Raw genomic sequence first — 20,379 nt, 5'->3', positions numbered from 1 at the left:
CCCGCCCCGACGTGCCACCCGGACTCGACCCCTCTGACCTTGCGGCACCGGGTGACGGCCCGCGGCCGGGAGATCTCTCGGATCGGGCGTCAGCCTCGTGCGGCGGGGCGCGTGCGGCCCGCCCCGTGCGGTACGGAGTCGAGCAGGCCGGGAAACAGTGCCAGGTGGTCCCGGCGCGGCCGCACCAGCCGTGATCGTCCCTGGATGGTGGTCCAGGTGACACCTGCCTCGCGGAGTACGCGGTAGTGGTGGGACAGCGTGGTCCGCCGCACGTCCAGGTCCTCGCCGATGGCCGGGCTCGCGGCCGCCGGCGTCACCGCCCTCACCTCTCTCCGGCACCTTGCCACCACACGCCGCGCCACCACCACGCCCGTCCGCACGGAACCGACTCCGTCACCCCGCAGGCACCGCGAGAGGCTCTGACGCTCGGCCGTGGACTGCAGGGTTCGGGTGGGAAGGGTTCAGGCGGGACGGGGTTCAGTGCTCACAGAGCGAGAATTCTCGTTCGTAGAGCTGCTCGTTGTGTTCGTCCACGAAGAACTTGCGTTCCCGCATGAGTTCTTCGCGGAACTGCCGGGCCTGTTCCAGTGTCATGGTCGAGGTGTCGGACCAAGGCTGCTGTGGTGGTACATCGGATGTCGAGACGATCTTTTCCGACGGGTCGACCAGGAAGAAGGCGAGAATCTTGCGATGTCCCGGACGGGTGGGATCCGTGAGGCGGAATGAGCCGACGCGGTGCTGCAGGACGTTCGGGAAGGCCAGGCAGCGGCCCGCCGGGGTCGAGGTCGATCCCAGCATCTGGTTCAGCGCGTCCTCGTCCTCCAGGCCGTAGACGTCACGCAGACCGTTGTCGTCGTTCTGTTCGTAGTCCGGGTCGTCGAGTGCCGCCCGGAAACTCAGCCGGCTCTCGGTGATGTTCTCGCTGTCCCAGTAGTAGATGCCGGTCGAGACGATCCGTTCGTTCATCATCCCCTCGACGTGCCAGGAACCGCCCTGGTACTCGGGCTTGTCCGGGGTGAGATGAATGGTGGCGAGCTTGACGATGACCTGGAGAGTGCGGCCGCGCAGGTCGACTCGGGCGGATTCATCGGGCAGCTCGGGCGGCGTGAAGGCCGGGGCGTCCGGGACGACCGGACGGCGGTTCTCCCACCAGTCGTCCTGGGCCCTTTCCCATGCGCGGCAGGCCTCTGCGTAGGCTTCGTCGTCACTGAAGGAGGATTTGTCCGGCTGCTCCGGCTCGGAGTCGTACCACCCGTAAGGATCGGCTTCGATCCGCGGCGGCCGCGGATGACGCAGATCGGTGAGTACGTTCTCCAGGAGCGGGCGCATGCGCGCGAACAAGTCCGGCAGGACGGAGATCAGTTCGCGATGAGCCTCGGGGTGGACGTTGTTCACGTACGAACGGAAAGCGACATCGCCGTCGTCGCTGACGTCGACGTCCGTGGGCAGCCACTGGAATTTCTCCGAGAACTCGTACTTCGAGTAGTGGCTCGTCGGGTTCTGCCATGCCCGTTCGGGCGCACCGCTCACCTCTTTCACGAGGCAGAACAGGGAGGGGTGAACCAGATCCAGTACCTGGCCGTCGGATCCGGGATGCCAGTCCTGCTCCGATTCGGGGACCTCTTCCAGAACACGGACCGCCTCACGCAGCCGGTATGCGAGTTTGTCGTCGACCAGCGTGTCCGACTGCCAGACGCCGTCGACGGCGGACACCTCGATGCCGGTTCGTGCGTCCCGCAGCGCGGAGTAATGCGCGAGTTCGTCAAGGACGTAGCGAACCTGTGCTTCGGTGAGGCCTTGGGCGACCGCCTCCCGCGTCCACCTGGCGACGATGCCGGCATCGTCCCTCTTGTCGAACCACCCCGGCTTCGACCGAATGTGTGAGCTGCACTGCATCATCTGAATTTCCCGCAGCGTTCGGGGTTGCGCGAACGGCAGCGAACGGGAAGCTCGGAAGGGCAGCGGGAAGGCAGACAGGCCGGTCAATTCTCTTGGTCCTCCGAGTCGGTGTGCGGTGGCGGGAAGGATACTTCAGCGGACTGACACCGCATCCGTGGCCCCTGTCAACGCCGGTCCGGCAGCCGGGGATTCGACGGAGTCGCCTGATGTCCGGACCACGGTCGGCGGTTCGGCACCGCCCGCCGACCGGCCCGCATCCTCGTCGCGGGGGAGAGGGGTGAAGCGAGAGCGGTCGCGCCACGCCACACGTCAGGAGGGGCCGCCCCTACAGCGCGGCGTCCGCTTGCGTCTCCTGTCCGCGTGGGCTCGCGCCCGCTTCCGGCTTCCGCTGCTCGGCGCCGCCCATGGGGACGCGTACCGTCGCGACGACGACCAGTGAGGCCACCGCCCCCAGCGCCGCCGCCACGACCAGCACCGCGTTCAGGCCGGACGCGAACGCCTCACGCACCAGGTGCGCCATCTCGTCGCGCTCACCTTCCGGCCAGCCGGCGACGAACGGCCGCGCCTGTCCGCCGCTCAGCGCGACGGCCGCCTCGTGCGGATCGGGGACGCCACCGTCGGCCTTCAGCACACTCTCGATCCGCGACTGGAAGATCACGCCGAACACGGCGATCCCCAAGGCGAAGCCCAACTGGCGGAAGGTGTTGACCGCACCGCCCACCATGCCTCCGCGCTCCGGCGGCACCGTGGCCAGGGCCGCCGCCGACAGACTCGGTGTCACGAGCCCGACCCCCAGACCGGCGACGACGAGCCCCGCCACAAGACTGCTGCCCGAAGACCCCGCGTCGAGGGTGGCCTGCATCGCGGAGCCCAGGGCGATGAGCGCCAGCCCCCCTCCGATGGTCGACCGTGGGGGCCAGGGGCCGAAGCGGCCCGCGAGCGCCGACACGACGAACGCCGAGGCGCACATGGGCAGGATGTACAGACCCGCTTCGACGGGCTCGTACCCCAGGACCGACTGCATCCACAGGGACTCGTACAACAGGTAGGCGAACGCGGCGCCTTGCAGGAACAGAGCGCTGACCATGATGCCGGTGAACGACGGTCTGCGGAACAGCGACAGGTCGAGGACGGGGTGCTCGTGCCTCGTCTCGACCACGACGAAGAGGGCGAGGGCGATCGCCGCCGTGGCGAACAGGCCGAGTGTGAACGGTGTCGCCCAGCCGTCGGAGTGGGCGCGGATCAGCCCGAACGTGAGGGCCCCGCTCGCCACCGTGAAGGTGACCGTGCCGAGGACGTCCGCACGCTGCCGGCCCTGGCCCTTGGCCTCCCGCACCGAACGAAGGGTCATCACGACGGCGGCCAGGCAGACCGGCAGGTTGACGAAGAAGATCCATCTCCAGTCCAGGTACTGGGTGAGGATTCCGCCGACCACCGGTCCCGCCGCCGCGGCGACCGAGTTGGTGGCGCCCCACACGGCGAAGGCCACTCCCCGGTCCCGGCCGCTGTAGTGCATGCCGAGCAGGGCGATCGTCGTACCGAACATCCCGGCGGCACCCAGTCCCTGTACCGCCCGGGCTCCGATCAGCACACCCGCGTTCGGGGCGACCGCGCACACCACGGACGCCGCGGTGAAGACGATCAGCCCGACCAGGTACACCTTCCTGCGGCCGATCCGGTCGGCGCGGGAACCGACGCCGAGCAACAGCGACGCCAGCGCCAGCGCGTAGGTGTCGACCACCCACTCCAGGTCGGAGAGCGTGGTGCCGAGGTCCGCCGCCATGGCGGGCAGCGCCACGGTCACGATCGTGACGTCCAGCAGGAGCATGAACGTGCCCAGACAGATCGCGGCCAAGGGCCACCACTTACGCATCCGAACCCCTTCGCTGTCCGCTGTACCGAAGAGGCGCCCCCGGCGGCCCCCCATGATTCACGGCGGAGCAGCGTTTTCGCCCAGGACCCGCGCGCCACGCCCATCACGTGGACCGCAGGGAGGTATGCCTAGGTCCGCCTGGAGGATCAGCGGTGGCGGGGCCGAAGGGCCGCTCTTAGCTTCGCCGTATGACCAAACGACAGCTCGCCTACCTGGCATGCACCGTGACCCTCGTGGTCGCGGGGATGGGTGCCGCCGCTCCGACGGCCCACCATCGGACGGTGCACCGGGTCAAGCTCGGCGAATCGATCCAGAAAGCGGTGGACGCGGCGAAGCCCGGGGACACGGTGATCCTCTCTCCCGGCACCTACCGTGAGAGCGTCCGCATCACCACGTCGAACCTGACCCTGCGGGGCTCGACCGTCTTCCCCACCGTCCTCGAACCCGGCAAGGCCGCCGCCGACGACATCTGCGCCACGGCCGGCCACGGCATCTGTGTGACCGGCAAGGACGGCAGTCCCGTCCAGGGCGTCACCGTGCGCTCGCTGACGCTCAAGGGCTTCACCAAGAACGGCCTGTGGGCCTCGCGGACCGACCGGTTGAAGATCCACCGGGTCACCGCCGAGAAGAACGGCAACTGGGGCATCGCCCTGGAGCGGTCCGTACGCAGTGTGCTGACCCACAACGTCGCCCGGGACAACGCCGACGCCGGACTGTTCGTCTCCAACACCACCGACACGGAGGCGGGCGCCGTCGACACCGAGGGGACGGTGATCAGCCACAACCGCATGTCCGGCAACCGGATCGGCGTCACCGTGCGGCGCCTGCGGAACCTGACCGTCGAGCGCAACGAGGCGACCGGCAACTGCGCCGCCGTGTTCGTGGTGGGCGACGAGTCCACGCCCCGAGCCGGGGCGATGAGCCTGCGCCGGAACTACATCCACGCCAACAACAAGAACTGCCCCAAGACCCCCCGGCTGCCCTTCCTGCAGGGCTCGGGGATCGTCCTCACCGGTGCCGAGGAGACGCTGGTGGCCGAGAACAGGATCGTGGACAACGTCGGCGCCTCGCCGCTGTCCGGCGGAATCGTGCTCTTCAAGAGCTTCGTGGGCGCCCTCAACGAGCGCAACGAGATCCGCGACAACGTCGTGCTCCGCAACGGCTCGGCCGACCTCGCCAACCGCGACACCGGCAAGGGCAACACCTTCCGCGGCAACACCTGCGGGGTCTCGGAGCCCGCGGGCATGTGCTGACGCTCGGACCCGCTCCCCCCACCCACGGCACCACAGCACAGACAAGGCGACAGATGACGACTGTTGATCCGGTTTCCCCCACTCTCGATGCGACTCCTCCGCCGCCCATGCGGCTCAGGGAGCTCGTGTTCGGGGCGGCCTGCGCCGCGGCCGTACGCGCGGCCGTCCGCCTCGGAGTGGCGGACGCCCTGGGCGACACGCCCATGACCGTCGAGGACCTGGCGGCCTCGGTGAAGGCCCAGCCCCGGACCCTGCGGCGGCTGCTGCGCGCGCTCTCCAGCCAGGGCGTCTTCACGGAGCGCCCCGACGGCACGTTCGCCCACACGGAGATGTCCCGACAGCTGCGCGAGGACGACCCGCACAGCCTGCGCTACATCGCCCTGTGGTGCACCGAGCCCTGGACCTGGGACGTCTGGCCCAAGCTCGACGAGGCGGTGCGCTCCGGCCGCAACGTCTTCGAGGACGTGTACGAGAAGGAGTTCTTCCCGTACCTCAACGAGGATGCGCCCGAGTCCGCGTACGTGTTCAACCGGGCCATGACGACCTCGAGCCAGCAGTCCGCCCGGGACGTCGCCGACCTGCTCGATCTGCAGGGTGCCTCCTCGGTGGCGGACATCGGCGGCGGTCAGGGGCACGTCCTGGCGAGTCTGCTGGAGCGGCACCCCACCCTGAGCGGCACGCTCCTCGACCTGCCGGGCGTGGTGGGCAACGCCGATCCGCGCCTGCGGGACGGCGGCGCGCTGGCCTCACGGGTCCGTGTCGTGGCCGGCGACTGCCGTGAGGACATCCCGGTCCAGGCGGACGTCTACATCATCAAGAACATCCTGGAGTGGGACGACGACAGCACCCGCAGGGCGCTGGCCAACGTCCGGAAGGCTGCGCGGCCCGGCGCCCGGGTCGTCGTGATCGAGAACCTCGTCGACGACACCCCGTCGATGAAGTTCACGACGGCCATGGACCTGCTGCTGCTCCTCAACGTCGGCGGTGCGAAGCACACCCGGCAGAGCATGGTCGACCGGCTGACGGCCGCGGGGCTGGTCATCGGCGAGATCCGCCCGGTCAACCCGTACCTTCACGCGTTCGAGTGCACCGTCCCCGCCTGACGGGGAAACGAGGACAGAGCAAACCCGAGGCCGCCCGCTCCGCGTCTTTCGCGGGGCGGGCGGCCTCGGGTTTCTCCGTCGAGCGTGAGCTCAGGTGCTCAGGAAGCGGAATCCCGCTCCCAGCGGTAGAAGCACTGCGCCATGGCGTCCTTGGGGCTGCGCCACGTCTTCGGGTCGTACGCGCTGACGTACGCCGAGAGCTTCTCGCTGGCGTCCCGGAACTCGGGGTGCCCGGTCAGCTTCGCGATGGCCGGCCCCGGGTCCTGGTCCGACTCGATGAGGTGCAGGTACACGTCGCCGAACTGGAAGAGGCGACGCCGGGTGACGCCGACCAGGTGGGGGAGTTCGCCGCGGTCGGAGGCGGCGAACACGTCGGCGATCGCCGGCGCCGAGTCGGGCGCCATGCGGGCGACGATCAGAGCGTGGTGCATCGAGCGTCCTTCCTGGGGGTGCGGAGGTGCGGGGGTACGGGGGTGCGGATGGGCGGACGTACGCGGTCAGCCGGGCAGGACCGGGGCCGTCCGGAGCTCGCGGGCGACCTGCTCGATGCGGTCCCGGATGAGGGCCATCTGCGTGCGGGAGTTGCGGTTGATGTTGTCGGTCATCCAGGCGTCGTCGACCGGAGCGTCGGGCTTCATCGCGAAGTCCTGCACCCAGCGCATGTGGACGCCGGCCGGGGTCTCCTCGTACTCCCACCGGATGTTCATGTGGTCGAACGGGCCGGTCTCGACGCGGCGGGCGCGGACGGTCCGCCCGGGACGGTCCACGGTGCGCTCCGACACCCAGCTCCAGACCTTCCCGGACTCGTCCGGGTGCATGGTCAGGCGGAAGGTGGTGGAGTCGCCCTCGCGGGAGAGGACTTCGAGGGACGCGTACTCGCTGAAGAGGTCGGGCCACTTCTCGATGTCGTTGGTGATGTCCCAGACGAGGTCGAGCGGGGCGTCGATGGTGATGCTGTTGTCGGTGTGGCCGGCCACGTCAGACTCCCGTCTTGAGGGCGCTGTTGACCAGGTCGAGGAACTCGGCGGGCGTCTTGCAGCGCTCGGCGTCGGTGGGCAGCGCCACGCTGTACCGGTTCTCCAGCTCGCCGACGATCCCGAGCAGGCCGAGCGAGTCGAGGCCGAGGGTGGTGAACTGCGCCTCCGGCGCCTTCTCCAGTTCCCGTGCGTCGACGGTGACCCCGGCCGCCTGCTTCATCAGCGCGGCGAGTTCGTCGAAGGTCAGTGCGGTGGTGATCATGATTGCTCTCCTTCCCGCCCGGTCCTACCGGGCGGAGTCGTCGCCGCGGCGCACGACCAGCGCCGCGTTGGATCCCATGAGTCCCCGGCTGAGGACGAGGGCCGTGCGCAGCTCGGCGGGCCGAGCGCGGGACATCACCAGGTCGAGGTCGTGGCAGATGTCGAACACGTTGGGGGTGGGGGGCACCACTCCGTGCTCCATCGCGAAGACCGCGGCGGCGGTGTCCAGGACGGGTGCTCCGCAGTAGGCGCGGCCGATGCCCGTCTTGGGCGCCGTGACGGGTACGCGGGTGGCGTGCGCTCCGAGGGCGTCGGCGATCGCCAGCGCCTCGGCGCGGTCCGCCTCCGGGACGCCCAGGGCGTCGGCGAAGACGACGTCGATCTCCTCCGGGGCGCACTCGGCCTCGTCGAGGGCGACCCGGATGGCACGGGCGAGCCCCTCCCGGGACTCCTCCCAGCGGGAGGCGCCGGTGAACGTGGCGCCGTGGCCGGCCACCACGGCCCGGACGGCCGCTCCCCGGTCGCGGGCGCGGGACTCGTCCTCCACGACGAGCATCGCGCCGCCCTCCGCCGGGACGAAGCCGCAGGCGCCGGCGGTGAAGGGCCGGTAGGCGCGATCCGGCTCCTCGACGGTGCTGAGCTCGGGGTATCCGAGCTGGCACACCATCGAGTACGGGGCGAGGGGCGCCTCCGCGGCGCCGACGATCACCGCGCCCGTGCCGCGTCGTACGGCCCGAGCGGCGTGGGCGATGCCGTCCAGGCCGCCCGCCTCGTCGCTCGCGACCACGCCGCACGGTCCCTTGAAACCGCTCCGGATGGAGATCTGACCGGTGCTCGCGGCGTAGAACCAGGCGATGGACTGGTACGGGCCGACGAACTTGGATCCCTGGCCCCAGAGCTTCTGGAGCTCTCGCTGGCCGAACTCGCCGCCTCCGGACCCGGCCGCGGTGACCACGCCGATCTCGAAGGGCTCCGCGGGGTCCTCCCGGGCGAAGCCGGCGTCGTCGATGGCGAGTTGGGCCGCGGCCATGGCGTAGTGGCTGAAGCGGTCGGTCTGGACGAGGAACCGGTCCTCGATCAGGGCGGAGGCATCGAAGCCGCGGACCTCGCCCGCGACCTTGAGAGGCAGGTCCGCGCAGCCCTCACGGGTGATCCGGTCCAGTACGCCGAGCCCTTCCCGGACGGACTTCCAGTACGCGTCGGCGCGCAATCCGTTGGGGGCGATCACACCGATCCCGGTGACGACCGCGCGCCGTGGGCGCTCACTGCTCATCGTGTCCTCCCACCCGGCCCCGTCAGGAGGACCGCGGACTGGAATCCGCCGAATCCGCTGCCCACGGAGAGCACGTTCCTGAGCTTCCGGGGGCGGGCGGTGCGCGGCACGTAGTCCAGGTCGCACTCGGGGTCGGGGGTCTCGTAGTTCGCCGTCGGAGGTACCACCTGGTGCTTCAGGGCGAGGACGCAGGCGGCCACCTCGATCGCGCCGATCGCGCCGAGCGAGTGCCCCACCATGGATTTGATGGAGCTCATGGGCGTGTCGTAGGCGTGCGCGCCCAGGGACCGCTTCACGGCGGCGGTCTCGTGGCGGTCGTTCTGCCGCGTGCCCGAGCCGTGCGCGTTGACGTAGTCGACCAGCGTGGGGTCGATCCGGGCCTGGTCGAGCGTGGAGTCGATCGCCCGGGACATCTCAAGGCCCTCGCCGGTCAGACCCGTCATGTGGTACGCGTTGCCGAAGGTGGCGTAGCCGCCGATCTCGCAGTAGATGTGCGCACCGCGGGCCCTGGCGTGCTCGTACTCCTCCAGGACGAGGACGGCCGCGCCTTCGCCCATGACGAAACCGTTGCGGTTGTTGTCGAAGGGCCGGGAGGCGTGTTCCGGGTCGTCGTTGTCGGGCGACGTGGCCTTGATGGCGTCGAAGCAGGCCATGGTGATCGGGGATATCGGAGAGTCCGACGCGCCCGCGATGCAGACGTCCGCCCGGCCTTCCTCGATGGTGTGGAAGGCGTAGCCGACGGCGTCGAGGCCGGAGGTGCAGCCGGTGGAGACGGTCTGCACCGGGCCGCGGGCGCCGAACTGTTCGGCCACGACGGAGGCGAGCGTGCTCGGCGAGAACGCCATGTGCAGCTTGGGGTCGGCCGCGCGATGGTCCACGTCCCACCGCCGACCGCCCTCGCTGACGAGGACGTAGTCGTGTTCGAGCCGGGTGGTGCCGCCGACGGCGCTGCCCAGGGAGACGGCGACGCGCCAGGGGTCTTCGGTGTCGGTGTCGAGTCCGGAGTCGCGGACGGCTTCCCCGGCCGCGACGACGGCGAACTGGATGTACCGGTCGGCGTGCCGGCTCAGGTCCGGATCCAGTCCGTGGTCCGCCGGGTCGAAGTCGCACTCGGCGGCTATGCGCGAGCGCAGCCCGACCGGGTCGAACAGGGTGATGCCGCGGGTCGCGGTACGGCCGGCGGCGAGGAGGTCCCAGAACGCCTTCGCTCCGGTGCCGCCCGGAGCGACCACACCGATGCCGGTGACGGCCACTCGCCGGGTCACTCGATGGCCCCGCTTCGCTCGGACACCCGTCCCGGGTCGTGCACGGTCAGGTGCGGGCCCGCGGCGGCGAGCTCGGCCTCGTCGGTGACCTCCGTGTCGACGTGGCCGAGGCTCGGCCGGGGGGCGAGCGGGCCCAGGTGGAAGACCATGCGGGCCTCCACGTCGCCCACGTTGCGGAAGCGGTGCCGCACGTCGATGGGGATCAGGAGGCCCTGATCGGGCTGGAGGGCGTACGTGTCGCCGTCCAGGTCAACCTCCAGCGCGCCCGAGACGACGTACACGAACTCCTCGGAGTACGGGTGGTAGTGCTCGCCGATGCGCTCGCCCGGCTGGACGATGGCCAGGCCCATGAAGCCGCTGGTGGAGCCCACGGTGGCCGGCGTGAGCATGGCCCGCAGGTCACCTCCGCGCCTGCGGTTGGGTTCCGTCTCGCTCAGGGTCACGATGCGTGGACGCTGCTTGAGCATGGTTGATACCTCCAGATGTGGCAGTGACGTGCTGGGGAGCGGCTGCGGCCGGAGCCGCGACCGGCCGTCAGGTGTTCGCCGAGCGGTCCGTGACGGGCAGCATGTCGGCGTGCGACAGAAGCCGGTTGACGTTGCGCTCCGTCTCCAGGGATCCCTCGACGCCGATCGCGGCGCCGTCGAGGAGACGTTCCAGCTGCGCGGCCTTCCCAGAGCCCTTGAGCCCGAGGGAGGCGACGGGGTCGAGGTCGAGTTCGCCCGTGACGTCGATGAGGCGCACCACGATGTCGTCGCGCTGGAACACGGTGCTGCTGTGCACCGGGCTGTTCGGATCGTCCGTCGCGTCCCGGTCCTGATGGGCGAGCAGCCGGGCGAGCTCCATCCCGTGGCCTTCCTTGGCCGGGTAGTACAGCGCGTGCCGTCGCAGGCCGGCCGGCGTCGGCCGGTCGGACTCCACGTGGTGGACGGCCGGGAGCGCGGCCCGGGTGAAGAACACACGTGCCGACTCGGGGTCGGTCAGGTCCCGGTCCTGCTCCAGGTACGGGTTGATGGCCTCCTCGACCGCGCGTACCTCGGGCTGACGGGCGACGTGCCGCAGTGCCACGAGCAGGTCGCCTTCCACCTCCACGGCGCGCACGACGCGGTTGCCGTGCATGAAGAGGGACGTACGGCGCAGCCGTGTGGTCTCGTCGACCTGGGCCTGGGGCGACTGGTACCCGGCCAGGATCTCCGCCACCTTCGACTCGGAACCCGGCTTGACGGTGAAGGTGAGGGCGTGGCGTGCCACACCGTCGCCCACGCGGGCCTTCACCTGCACGCCGCCCGATGCCGCGGTCCGCGGGGCCGGCTGACCGGGGCTGGTCTCCCGGAGGATGCTGTAGCGCATCGAACGGGTGTCCCGGACACAGCTGTGCATCGGCTTGACTGTTTCGACGTGCTCTTCGCTGTTCACCCACGCGAGGAACGGCGGCGCGCTCTCCCACTCGCTGGTGATGAGCCACTGCGAGGGGTTCTCGATGGACTGGCAGAGCTGGTCACTGATGTGACCGGGAACGGAGGCGACCTGCTTGCGCATGAGTTCGTACGCGTCGAGGAACTGCTCCTGAGCTCCCTCGTACAGGTCGAGCAGGAGGATCACCCGCAGCCTGGAGCCGTCGAACACAGACTGCGAGATGCGTCCCGAGGGGGCCATCCGGCACACCTCTTCTCTTCTCAGGGGGGAGGGGGGAACGACCTACGTGGCCGAAACGCCGAGGCCGTCATGTGTTGATCCTTGACACGAGGGCCGAGAGCGCGCGAGCCCCATGAAGCGGACGAGTGAACCACGTGTCATCCGGGTGCCCAGGGCACACGGACCCGTCTCCGAAGGGCATGAATCTGCATCCCAACCCCAACTCGCGTCGCAGGTGACGCCGGAGACGAGCAATGAACCGATTCGACGCGGCCGGCGAAGCAACCGGTCACCGCACCCCCGTACTCATCGTCGGCGGCTCGCTGGTGGGCCTGTCCACCTCGCTGTTCCTGGGTCGTCTCGGAGTGCCGCACACCTTGGTCGAGCGCCATACGGGCACCTCGATCCACCCGCGTGGCCGCGGCAACAACGTGCGCACGATGGAGCTGTTCCGGAGCGCCGGGGTGACGCGGTCCATCCAGGAGGCCGCGTCGGTCCTGGCGCGCAACAACGGCATCCTGCAGACGCCGAGCCTGGTGGGCGACGTCGGCGAGTGGCTGTTCAGGGAGATCGACCCCGGTGGCGGGGTCGCCCGCTTCAGTCCCGCCGGGTGGTGCCTGTGCAGCCAGAACGATCTCGAACCGGTGCTGCTCGAGCGCGCCGGCGAGCTGGGCGGAGATCTGCGGTTCGCGACCGAGCTGATGTCCTTCGAGCAGGACGCCGAAGGGGTGACCGCGCAGGTCAAGAGCCGCGGCACCGGTGAGCACACCACCATCCGAGCGGACTACCTCGTCGCGGCGGACGGCCCGCGGAGCCCGATTCGCGAGCAGCTCGGCATCGGGCAGAGCGGTCCGGGCGACCTCTTCCACAACGTGAGCATCACCTTCGTGTCCCGCGGTCTCGCGGACGTCGTCGGCGACCGGCGCTTCATCGTCTGCTACCTGACGAACCCGGAGGCCGACGGGGCCCTGCTGCCGGTCGACAATCAGGAGCGTTGGGTGTTCCACGCTCCTTGGCACCCCGAACACGGGGAGACGCTGGAGGAGTTCACCGACGAGCGGTGCAGGGAACACATCCGGCGGGCCGTGGGGGTGCCGGACCTCGATGTGGAGATCACGGGCAGAGCCCCCTGGCACGCGGCCGAGAGGATCGCCGAACGGTACGCGGACGGCCGGGTGTTCCTCGCCGGCGACTCCGCCCACGAGATGCCGCCCACCGGGGCGTTCGGCTCCAACACCGGTATCCAGGACGCGCACAACCTCGCCTGGAAGCTCGCCGCCGTACTGGGCGGCTGGGCCGGCCCCGGCCTGCTCGCGTCCTACGACGCGGAGCGCCGGCCGGTCGCGGAGACGACGAGCGCGCGTGCTTCGGCGCGGTCGGTCGAACACAGCCACCCCGGGTACGTTCCCGGCCCCGGAGCCGGCGGCCCCCAGGGCAAGAAGGGCGGCATCCTCAACGAGGTGCTCGGCTACCGCTATCCCCAGGGCGCCGTCGTGGGCGCCGACCGGACGCTGCCGGTCGTCTCCGACGGACTGCGTCTGACGGGCGAACCCGGAAGCCGGGCACCGCACATGTGGCTGAACCGCGCCGGTACCCGGGTCTCCACCCTCGACCTGTACGAGCGGTCCCTGGTGCTCCTGAGCTCCGAAGACGGCCCCGGTGGCTGGCACACCGCGGCGACCCGCGTCGGGCGAGAACTGTCGGTGCCGCTCGACTCGTACCGGATCGGCGACGGGCCCGACGCGGAGCTCGTCCCCGAGAGCGACACGGACTGGGCGGAGGTTCACGGCGTCACCTCGGACGGCGCGGTGCTGGTCCGTCCCGACGGGTTCGTCGCCTGGCGGTCCGAAGGGGCGTCGCCGGATCCCGGAGCGGCGTTGCGACAAGCCCTCACGGCGATCCTGGGCCGGAACTGACCGTCGTCTCTCGGCCGGCACGGCAGGGGTTCCCGGGGCGCCGCGGTCATCGGTGGTACGCCACTCCGACGACCGTGCCCCGGGACATCCTGTTCGGTAGCCCGGGAGTCCCTTGCGCGATGGCCGCTCGGCGGAAGAGCCGGCTGAGATTCCACCCCGGCCTGCCGTGTGCTGCCGGGGCAGGGAGGTGGTGGGGGAGGGAGCCGGCGACAAGCAGGACGCGGCTGCCACTTGGAGGAAGAACTTCGGGCACCACCCGCCCATGGGATTCGTCGACCACGGCACCGGCGGGTCCGGCGAGCCGGTGGCCGCGGTGCTACGGCCCGGAAACGCGGGGGTGACGGCCGTGGCGGCGGAGGTGGGCAGCGACACCGCCGCCGCCCCCATCACCACCACCCAACTGGCCCTGGCCCGGCTGCCGAAGACCTACCGGTGAGGCCGGCGGACACCGATCCGCGCCGATTCCGGCGGCGGCACCCACGAGTTCATGGCCTGGCCGGCCCAGCGCGGCCGGTGTCTGTCGTACACGGTCGGCATGACCATCACCGCCGCCTGCCACCAGGCCGTACTCAAGATCCCGGCCCCGGCCTGGACACCGGCCGTCGAGCCCGGCGGAGACATCCGTGACGGCACCTGGGTCGCCGACATCACCGGTGACGCGCTGAACGGCCGGCCCGCGGGGATGCGGCTGATCGTGCGGAAGGAACGGCCGTACACCGGCACGCCCCTTCTCCGCCGCCGCCCAGATCGTCACCACCGCCCGCCGCCGGCATCTGCGGTTCGCTCGCCACTGGCCCTGGACCGACCTGATCACCGACGCCCCGGCACGAAGCGAAGCCCTCCCGAACCCCGGCTGATCAGCACGTCCCCGTCCCTGCGAGCAGCACCACCCGACCAGAGCCGTGGAACCTGGCGCCCACCCGACGCGACAGCCGGGCCATCAGCCTCGCCGCCACCGGCCCGAACGACCGAGACGGCCCGCCGGAGAAACCGACGGACCGTCACGAAAGGGCGAGGCTAACCCGTTCGCGCGCAGGAGGCCATTCTTTCCCGAGCACCGCAACGCCCACTGTGACCTGCGGCGGTGATCACCGGGGAGGACGATCAAGACCCCAACCGGGGGACATCGCGCGCGATCTTCCCGTTGCGGTGATAACCGGTCGGGGATCTTCTCGTACAAGGAGCACAGCACCGGAGCCGCGCGGTCCAGCCGGCCAGGAAAGCTCCGCCGAAGGAGAGAACAAGCATGCGTCTCGCACGTACGGGTACCCAGCTCGCCCTGGTCCTGGGCGCCCTCGTCCTGTCCGCACCCTCCGCCGTCGCGGCGCCCGCCGGTGAGGTCCAGGTCAATCCGGGGAAGGCGGCCCCTGGCACCACCGTCACCGTCAGCACCACCGCCTGCGGTAAGGAGACCTACGGCAAGGGTGAGTCGGAGGCGGGCGGGAAGTTCCACCTCCTGCCCGGTGACCGGAAGGGCGTCCTCGTGGGTGAGTTCACGCTCCCGCTGGATGCCGTCTCCGGCACGGACACCGTGACCCTCAAGTGCCCGCCCCGCATCAAGCAGACCGTCACCTATCAGATCTCAGGCCGGCCGATCGGTGCCGTGGAAGCAGGCTTCGGCTGGGCCGCGGGCGCAGGCGCGGACGGTGACGACGGTGGCAGCCCGTACGCCCTCGGCGCCCTGCTCCTCGGTGGCGCCGCCGCGGGCGTCCTGATCAGGATGCGCCGCCGCGCCACCGCCGCCCGGAACTCCGTCTGAGCCCACGCCCCACGCCCCACGGCCAAGGCCCCGGCTCCGCGAGGAGATCCGGGGCCCGCCATCCAGCGGAGGCACGAACCACATGAAGAACGGCTCCGCGCCGAAGCCCGGCGGAGCGCCGTCCCGGAGCGTCCCCTCGGTCAGGACCCTGGCCTGGACGACGCTCGTCGGTATCGTCCTGCTCGCCCACGTGCCGGACGGCGACGGCTCGCGGCCGCCGACGACGACGCAGGCCTCACCGCTGCTCGCGCGGCCCGCCGCCGGAGCCGATCGGGACCGCTCCGAAACTCGGCCGCTGCCCGCGTCCGACGCGACGCGGATCAGGATTCCGACCATCGGGGTCGACGTCGCCCTCGTCCCCCTGGAGCTGGACGGCGCCGGAGCACTGCGCCCCCCGCCCGCGACGGCCCCGACCGTGGCGGGCTGGTACGCCGACGGCACCGCCCCCGGGGCGCCGGGCACGGCCGTAGTGGCGGGACACCTGGACACCCCCCTCGGCCCCGCCGTCTTCCACCGGCTCAACACCCTCTCGCGGGGCGCCAGGATCGAGATCGACCGCGACGACGGCCGTACGGCCCTCTTCACCGTCGACGCGGTGGAGGCTCATCCCAAGGACCGATTCCCCGACGAGAAGGTCTACGGCGACTCGGGCCGCCCCGAGCTGCGTCTGATCACCTGCGGCGGCGACTGGTCCAGCGACACCGGCTACCGGGCCAACACGGTGGTCTACGCGACCCTGACGGGGACGAGATAGCGCCGAAGAGATCGGCGTACGCCTGACACTCAGGGCGCCTGCCGGGCGAAAGCCCAGGGCAGGCGCCTTTTCCCGTGCCTCGTCGTGACCTGCGCACTGCTGGCTTCCTTAGCCCCCCTGCTGACCGCGGGGCAGGCGCAGGCGGCGCCCAGAACTGATCTCCGCGCGGTGACGTGGAACGCCCAGGGCGGAAACAAATGGGAAACAGTCAGGTCCTACCTGCTCAAGGATGCCGACATTCTGGCCCTGCAGGAAGTCAACACCCCGCCGGTGGACTTCGTCACGCATGACGAGATGACACGGCTGAGCAATACGGGCGACACCTCCACGACGCCCAGCGGTCTGCCGAGCCTGAAGTACAAGGTCTTCACCAAGAGCTACGGCGCAGGTGACAGAAGCGGCGTCAACGGCCGAATATTCTACGTGGACATCCTCGACAAGAACCTGTGGGGCTCCGGAGGGAGCGGGAACGACGAGGACCCGGACACACAGAAGAACACCCAGAAGTCCATGGCCATGTGGGTGAACAGTGCAGTCGCCGCGAACTTCGACGCACTCCAGGACATCAAGATCGTCACCCCGCGCTCGGACAACAACAAGTGGATACGCTCCCGTCCTGCCGTGGGAGTGCGCATCAACGGCACCTGGTACTTCAACATCCACGCGGCGTCCATCCGTAACGATGTGATCCCCAACCCGCACGCGAAGGCGCTGACGCAGGCGGTTGTCGACGCCGTGGGCAACGAACCGTGGCGTGTCCTGGGCGACTTCAACTCCGAAGCCCGGTCCTTCCGCAAGCAGGTCAGGACCAGCACCTACTACGCGGCCCGGAACGGCAAGCCGGACGGAGTCCCCGTGGGGACCCAGCAGTCCGGGTTTTCCCTCGACTTCATGACCGCCGGCGAGCAACTGACCAACCTCGCCGTCTCCATCAGCAGCCGGGGCGGATCGGACCACCAACCCGTGCGGTTCGCGCCCGCGGGCACGCGAGAGTGCATGCCCGACTGGGACAGCCGGACCCTCTACGACCCTGCCGCCCTCGCCGCCCGAGCGGCGCAGAGCGAGGACGCGTGCGTCGGCGTCGACGCGGTGGTCTCCATGGGCGACAGCTACATCTCCGGTGAGGGAGGGCGCTGGCAGGGCAACGGTGCCGGCGAGCTGTCCTACCGCAGCCGTCAGGGCTCTGCCTTCGGCACCGACCGGGCGGCGTTCGACTGCACCGGCACCGGCAGCGGCAAGGACGAGGTCTGCGAGCACGACCCGAAGCGGGTCTACGGCGAGAGCGCGTCGGGGGCGGAGATGTGCCACCGCTCCGATCTCGCACCGATCAAGAGCGTCGGGGACGTGCTCGGCATCCCGGCCGACCGCCGGTTCAACATCGCCTGCTCGGGGGCGACCACGACGGATGTCACGGACAACACCTTCAAGGGCGAAGAGCCCCAGGTGAAGCAGCTCGCCAAGATCGCGGCCGAGAACAACGTGAAGTAGTGGTGCTCTCGATCGGAGGCAATGACTCGGCTTCTCCGACATCGGCGTCAACTGTGTCCTGGGCTACGTCGGCAACAAGCCGTGCAGCACGAACGGCCGGTCCGACGTCTACAAGAAGACGGTGACCATCAAGGAGAAGGTCGCCAACACGATCGCGAAGATCAGAACCACGTTGAACGAGGCGGGCCAGGAGAACCCGAAGATCATCCTGCAGGCGTATCCGAATCCGCTGTCCTCGGTGGCCAACAACCGGTACCCGTCCAAGGCGCTGAGCTGGGCACGCATGATGACCGGTGGATGCGCTCTGCTGGACCCGGACGTCGAATGGCTGCACTACGAGGTCGTTCCGGAGCTGAACCAGGCTCTCGCCGACGCGGCGCACGACCAAAGGGCCATCTTCCTCAACACCCAGAATGCCTTCGCGGGCCACGAGTTGTGCGCCAAGGCTTCCTCCCAGGCGTCCGGGCTCAACTCGCTGGGCAACCCGCCGCAGGCGAAGAGCTCCGAATGGGTGCGCTGGATTCCCGGCCTCGCCAACTGGCTCCCGTACACCCAGGGGGACAAGCAGGAGGCCATCCACCCCAACGCCTTCGGCCAGCAGGCGCTGGGCACCTGTGTGAAGAAGACCATCGAAGCCACGAGCTCGCAGTCGCAGGGCTACTTCACCTGCGCCGGATCGGCAGGTGCCACCCCGGAACAGATGGAGGTCACCGAGAAGCGGGAGGACACCCTGTGGCCGGGCGGCACGACGGGCCCGGTGAGCAAGAACATGCAGCTGCGCAGCGCATCCACCGGCGACCTGATCGACGCCGACTGGGGAGGCGACGGAGCCTGGGGCAAGGCGACGGCCGCGGACGGCTCCGCCCGCCAGCAGTGGCACGTGGACGACCACCAGAAGCTGGACGGAGACCTGATCCCCGCCATGCCGGTCCGAGCGGTCGCCACGATCAAATACGGTGACAACTTCCTGCACACGGACGAAGGCGACGACTGGGCGAAGCTCGTCGCGGGGAAGAGCGGAAAGCCCGTGTCCTGGGCCGTGGGCCATACGCTGTACGACGGCTCCTCGCAGCTCTTCGCCTACGAGAGCAACGGCAAGGGCGCGTACGACATCACCGGCTGTCTGACCCAGACCCCAGGGCTGATCGGCAAGGACGACCACCAGAGCTGGCTGAGCGTCGAACACTGCACCTACGACATGAACCAGCAGTGGTGGTTCGAGGACCCCAACACCCTGGGGGCGCAGCCCAACGAGGACGGCTGGTCCACCTCTGCGTCCGGACGCATCACGTCGTCCGCCGCACAGACCTGCGTCAGCGGTGGCCAGGTGGATCAGGTCCAGCTGGCGCAGTGCGGGGACGGCAAGGAGCAGCAGTGGCAAGCCCGCGCTTCGATCACCGCCGGCTCCAGCGGTGAATCCGCGTCTTCAGCCGCCGCACCGCCTGTGCCGGGCAGCGACACCGCCGCTGTCCGCAGCGGCCGGGCAGACATCGCGTCCGGTCCGGCCGCAGCCCCCAACGGGGCGTTCATCTTCGTCAACCAGAGTTCCGGGCAGTGCCTGGACTACGACCGAACGAACGACGAAGTCCTGCAGTGGGAGTGCAACGGCGGAGACAACCAGCAGTGGTACCACTACGGCGACACCCTGCGCTCCGTCTACAACGGACAGTGCCTGAAGCCGGGCGAGAGCAGCACCCTGGTGACGACCGACTGCTCCACCGCTCCCGAAGAGTGGGAGGGCGGCATCGAGCCCAAGGACAAGGACCGCGTGTCGTTCCAGTCCGCGACAGGGCCGGCCATGGACCTCACCGCCGGGGACACCTCAGCGGGAACCAAGATCCTCGGCTGGACGCCCTGCAGGTGCAAGAGCAACCAGGTCTGGGATCTGCACGCCGATGCGCAGGGAATCTGGCGCATGGCCCCCTTGGCGCTCGACTCCCGGCACGTGTCCTACGACGCGCAGGACAAGACCGTCACCCTGATGGACTCGGTCGCCGACAACAAGGGCGAGCAGTGGCGCCTCGAAGCGGTCGGAGGCGGCTGGTACCGCATCGTCAGCGCCCTGGACGGCACGAACGTGACCGCCGTTGAACACGGCGAGCCACTGTCACTCAGGGAGCCGTCCAACGACCTGGGCCAGCTCTGGAGGATCACACTGAACAACCTGTAGACACGACACACCCTCCATCGCGCCGGTCGGCGCGGCCAGTGGGCGCCTGCCGGGCATGAGCCCAGGTCAGGCGCCCACTTCCGGGCATGAGCCCAGGTCAGGCGCCCACTTCCGGGCCCCTGGAAGAAGCCGAGCCGAGCCCTGCCGGGGTGGCGTCAGGTCATCGGCTGCGGTCCGGGCCCCGCAGGGAGCTCCCGGCGGCCTGGCCGTCGCGCAGCCCGCGCGGACGTAGGGGGTTGGTCGCCGAACGGTCTTGGACGCTACGGGTACGTCCGCACGTCGTCGTTGTAGTCGCGGGCCCGGTCCCGTACGAGCTCGGGCAGGGTGCCCGTCGCCAGATCCGCGAGGGTCGTGCCCTCCAGGACCTGGCGCAGACTCGTCCGCACAGCACGCCACACATCCGGCATGGGAGCCGCCGCACCCTGGTACTCAAGACCCGTCAGCTTCAGGTCCCGCACACTGACGAGCGGTCCGTCCATCGCGCGGATGACGTCGGCGAGGGTGATCTCCACGGGCGGCCGGGCGAGGGAGTAACCACCGTCGGGCCCGCGCACGCTGAGCACCAGACGCGCCTGCCGCAAGTCGCTCAGCACGACGAAGAGGAAGCGGACGGGGATGTCCTGGCGTCCGGCGATGTCCTCGGCCTTGAGAGGCCGGTCCGGGGAGCAGGCCAACTCGGCCATGGCCCGGATGGCGTAGTCCGTTCGTGCTGAGATCCTCACGGACTCAATGTCTCACGAGGAGCGCGAACCT

General features: G+C 69.9%; 18 protein-coding genes and 1 pseudogene. 8 read left to right on the top strand and 11 right to left on the bottom strand.

The genetic code is table 11. The features are described 5' to 3' along the window. Positions 1–89: 89 nt before the first annotated feature. From OG259_RS02330 to OG259_RS02320, 3 genes are all read right to left on the bottom strand, one after another. On the bottom strand, positions 90–317 hold the full coding sequence (locus tag OG259_RS02330; protein WP_328940625.1) for an ArsR/SmtB family transcription factor: 228 nt from the start codon (positions 315–317) through the stop codon (positions 90–92). A 160-nt stretch (positions 318–477) separates the two neighbouring features. Continuing rightward, complete coding sequence (locus OG259_RS02325; RefSeq protein ID WP_328940624.1) at positions 478–1,986, bottom strand: DUF4246 domain-containing protein; 1,509 nt, start codon at positions 1,984–1,986, stop codon at positions 478–480. A gap of 238 nt (positions 1,987–2,224) precedes the next feature. Next, positions 2,225–3,772 carry an MFS transporter gene (locus OG259_RS02320; protein WP_328940623.1) on the bottom strand — a complete coding sequence of 516 codons (1,548 nt, stop codon included), beginning with the start codon at positions 3,770–3,772 and terminating at the stop codon, positions 2,225–2,227. Between the two features lie 188 nt (positions 3,773–3,960). On the opposite strand from OG259_RS02320, the gene OG259_RS02315 reads away from it, so the two are divergent. Further along, positions 3,961–5,025 carry a right-handed parallel beta-helix repeat-containing protein gene (locus OG259_RS02315; RefSeq protein WP_328940622.1) on the top strand — a complete coding sequence of 355 codons (1,065 nt, stop codon included), beginning with the start codon at positions 3,961–3,963 and terminating at the stop codon, positions 5,023–5,025. A 53-nt stretch (positions 5,026–5,078) separates the two neighbouring features. Next, entirely contained in the window at positions 5,079–6,128 is a 1,050-nt protein-coding gene (locus tag OG259_RS02310) for a methyltransferase (protein ID WP_328940621.1), read from the top strand. Between the two features lie 98 nt (positions 6,129–6,226). Here OG259_RS02310 and OG259_RS02305 read toward each other — a convergent pair whose 3' ends face one another. From OG259_RS02305 to OG259_RS02275, 7 genes are all read right to left on the bottom strand, one after another. Beyond that, the gene (locus OG259_RS02305; protein ID WP_266900139.1) at positions 6,227–6,559 is read right to left on the bottom strand and encodes a TcmI family type II polyketide cyclase; all 333 of its coding nucleotides are present in this window, start codon (positions 6,557–6,559) and stop codon (positions 6,227–6,229) included. Positions 6,560–6,625: 66 nt separating this feature from the next. Further along, positions 6,626–7,105: an SRPBCC family protein gene (locus OG259_RS02300; protein ID WP_328940620.1), complete on the bottom strand. Its 480-nt coding sequence runs from the start codon at positions 7,103–7,105 to the stop codon at positions 6,626–6,628. A 1-nt stretch (position 7,106) separates the two neighbouring features. After that, entirely contained in the window at positions 7,107–7,367 is a 261-nt protein-coding gene (locus OG259_RS02295) for a phosphopantetheine-binding protein (RefSeq protein ID WP_266900141.1), read from the bottom strand. Between the two features lie 24 nt (positions 7,368–7,391). Continuing rightward, positions 7,392–8,639 carry a ketosynthase chain-length factor gene (locus tag OG259_RS02290; protein WP_328940619.1) on the bottom strand — a complete coding sequence of 416 codons (1,248 nt, stop codon included), beginning with the start codon at positions 8,637–8,639 and terminating at the stop codon, positions 7,392–7,394. Beyond that, on the bottom strand, positions 8,636–9,904 hold the full coding sequence (locus tag OG259_RS02285) for a beta-ketoacyl-[acyl-carrier-protein] synthase family protein (protein WP_328940618.1): 1,269 nt from the start codon (positions 9,902–9,904) through the stop codon (positions 8,636–8,638). The genes OG259_RS02290 and OG259_RS02285 overlap by 4 nt, the downstream gene beginning before the upstream one ends. Beyond that, positions 9,901–10,371 (bottom strand): cupin domain-containing protein, encoded by a 471-nt coding sequence (locus OG259_RS02280; protein WP_266900144.1) that lies wholly within the window; start codon positions 10,369–10,371, stop codon positions 9,901–9,903. Before OG259_RS02280 ends, OG259_RS02285 begins: the two co-directional genes overlap by 4 nt. Before the next feature lie 67 nt (positions 10,372–10,438). After that, positions 10,439–11,560 carry a SchA/CurD-like domain-containing protein gene (locus OG259_RS02275; protein ID WP_328940617.1) on the bottom strand — a complete coding sequence of 374 codons (1,122 nt, stop codon included), beginning with the start codon at positions 11,558–11,560 and terminating at the stop codon, positions 10,439–10,441. 233 nt (positions 11,561–11,793) lie between these two features. On the opposite strand from OG259_RS02275, the gene OG259_RS02270 reads away from it, so the two are divergent. The 6 genes and pseudogenes from OG259_RS02270 (at position 11,794) to OG259_RS02245 (ending at position 19,626) form a co-directional block, all read left to right on the top strand. Continuing rightward, entirely contained in the window at positions 11,794–13,455 is a 1,662-nt protein-coding gene (locus tag OG259_RS02270) for an FAD-dependent oxidoreductase (RefSeq protein ID WP_328940616.1), read from the top strand. Between the two features lie 208 nt (positions 13,456–13,663). Further along, positions 13,664–14,312, top strand: a pseudogene (locus tag OG259_RS02265) (transposase); the annotation flags it as partial. Between the two features lie 389 nt (positions 14,313–14,701). After that, positions 14,702–15,214: a sortase gene (locus OG259_RS02260; RefSeq protein WP_328940615.1), complete on the top strand. Its 513-nt coding sequence runs from the start codon at positions 14,702–14,704 to the stop codon at positions 15,212–15,214. Between the two features lie 82 nt (positions 15,215–15,296). Next, positions 15,297–15,968 carry a class F sortase gene (locus OG259_RS02255; protein WP_328940614.1) on the top strand — a complete coding sequence of 224 codons (672 nt, stop codon included), beginning with the start codon at positions 15,297–15,299 and terminating at the stop codon, positions 15,966–15,968. A 168-nt stretch (positions 15,969–16,136) separates the two neighbouring features. Beyond that, complete coding sequence (locus OG259_RS02250; RefSeq protein ID WP_328940613.1) at positions 16,137–17,456, top strand: endonuclease/exonuclease/phosphatase family protein; 1,320 nt, start codon at positions 16,137–16,139, stop codon at positions 17,454–17,456. A 121-nt stretch (positions 17,457–17,577) separates the two neighbouring features. Further along, positions 17,578–19,626 (top strand): RICIN domain-containing protein, encoded by a 2,049-nt coding sequence (locus OG259_RS02245; RefSeq protein ID WP_328940612.1) that lies wholly within the window; start codon positions 17,578–17,580, stop codon positions 19,624–19,626. 260 nt (positions 19,627–19,886) lie between these two features. On the opposite strand, the gene OG259_RS02240 is transcribed toward OG259_RS02245, so the two are convergent. Next, positions 19,887–20,348 (bottom strand): RrF2 family transcriptional regulator, encoded by a 462-nt coding sequence (locus OG259_RS02240; RefSeq protein ID WP_328940611.1) that lies wholly within the window; start codon positions 20,346–20,348, stop codon positions 19,887–19,889. Positions 20,349–20,379 lie beyond the last annotated feature (31 nt).

It is taken from the genome of Streptomyces sp. NBC_00250, assembly GCF_036192275.1.
Taxonomy (GTDB): domain Bacteria; phylum Actinomycetota; class Actinomycetes; order Streptomycetales; family Streptomycetaceae; genus Streptomyces.
Note: the sequence above shows the minus strand (reverse complement) of the source record. Positions and strands in the feature narration are given on the sequence as shown.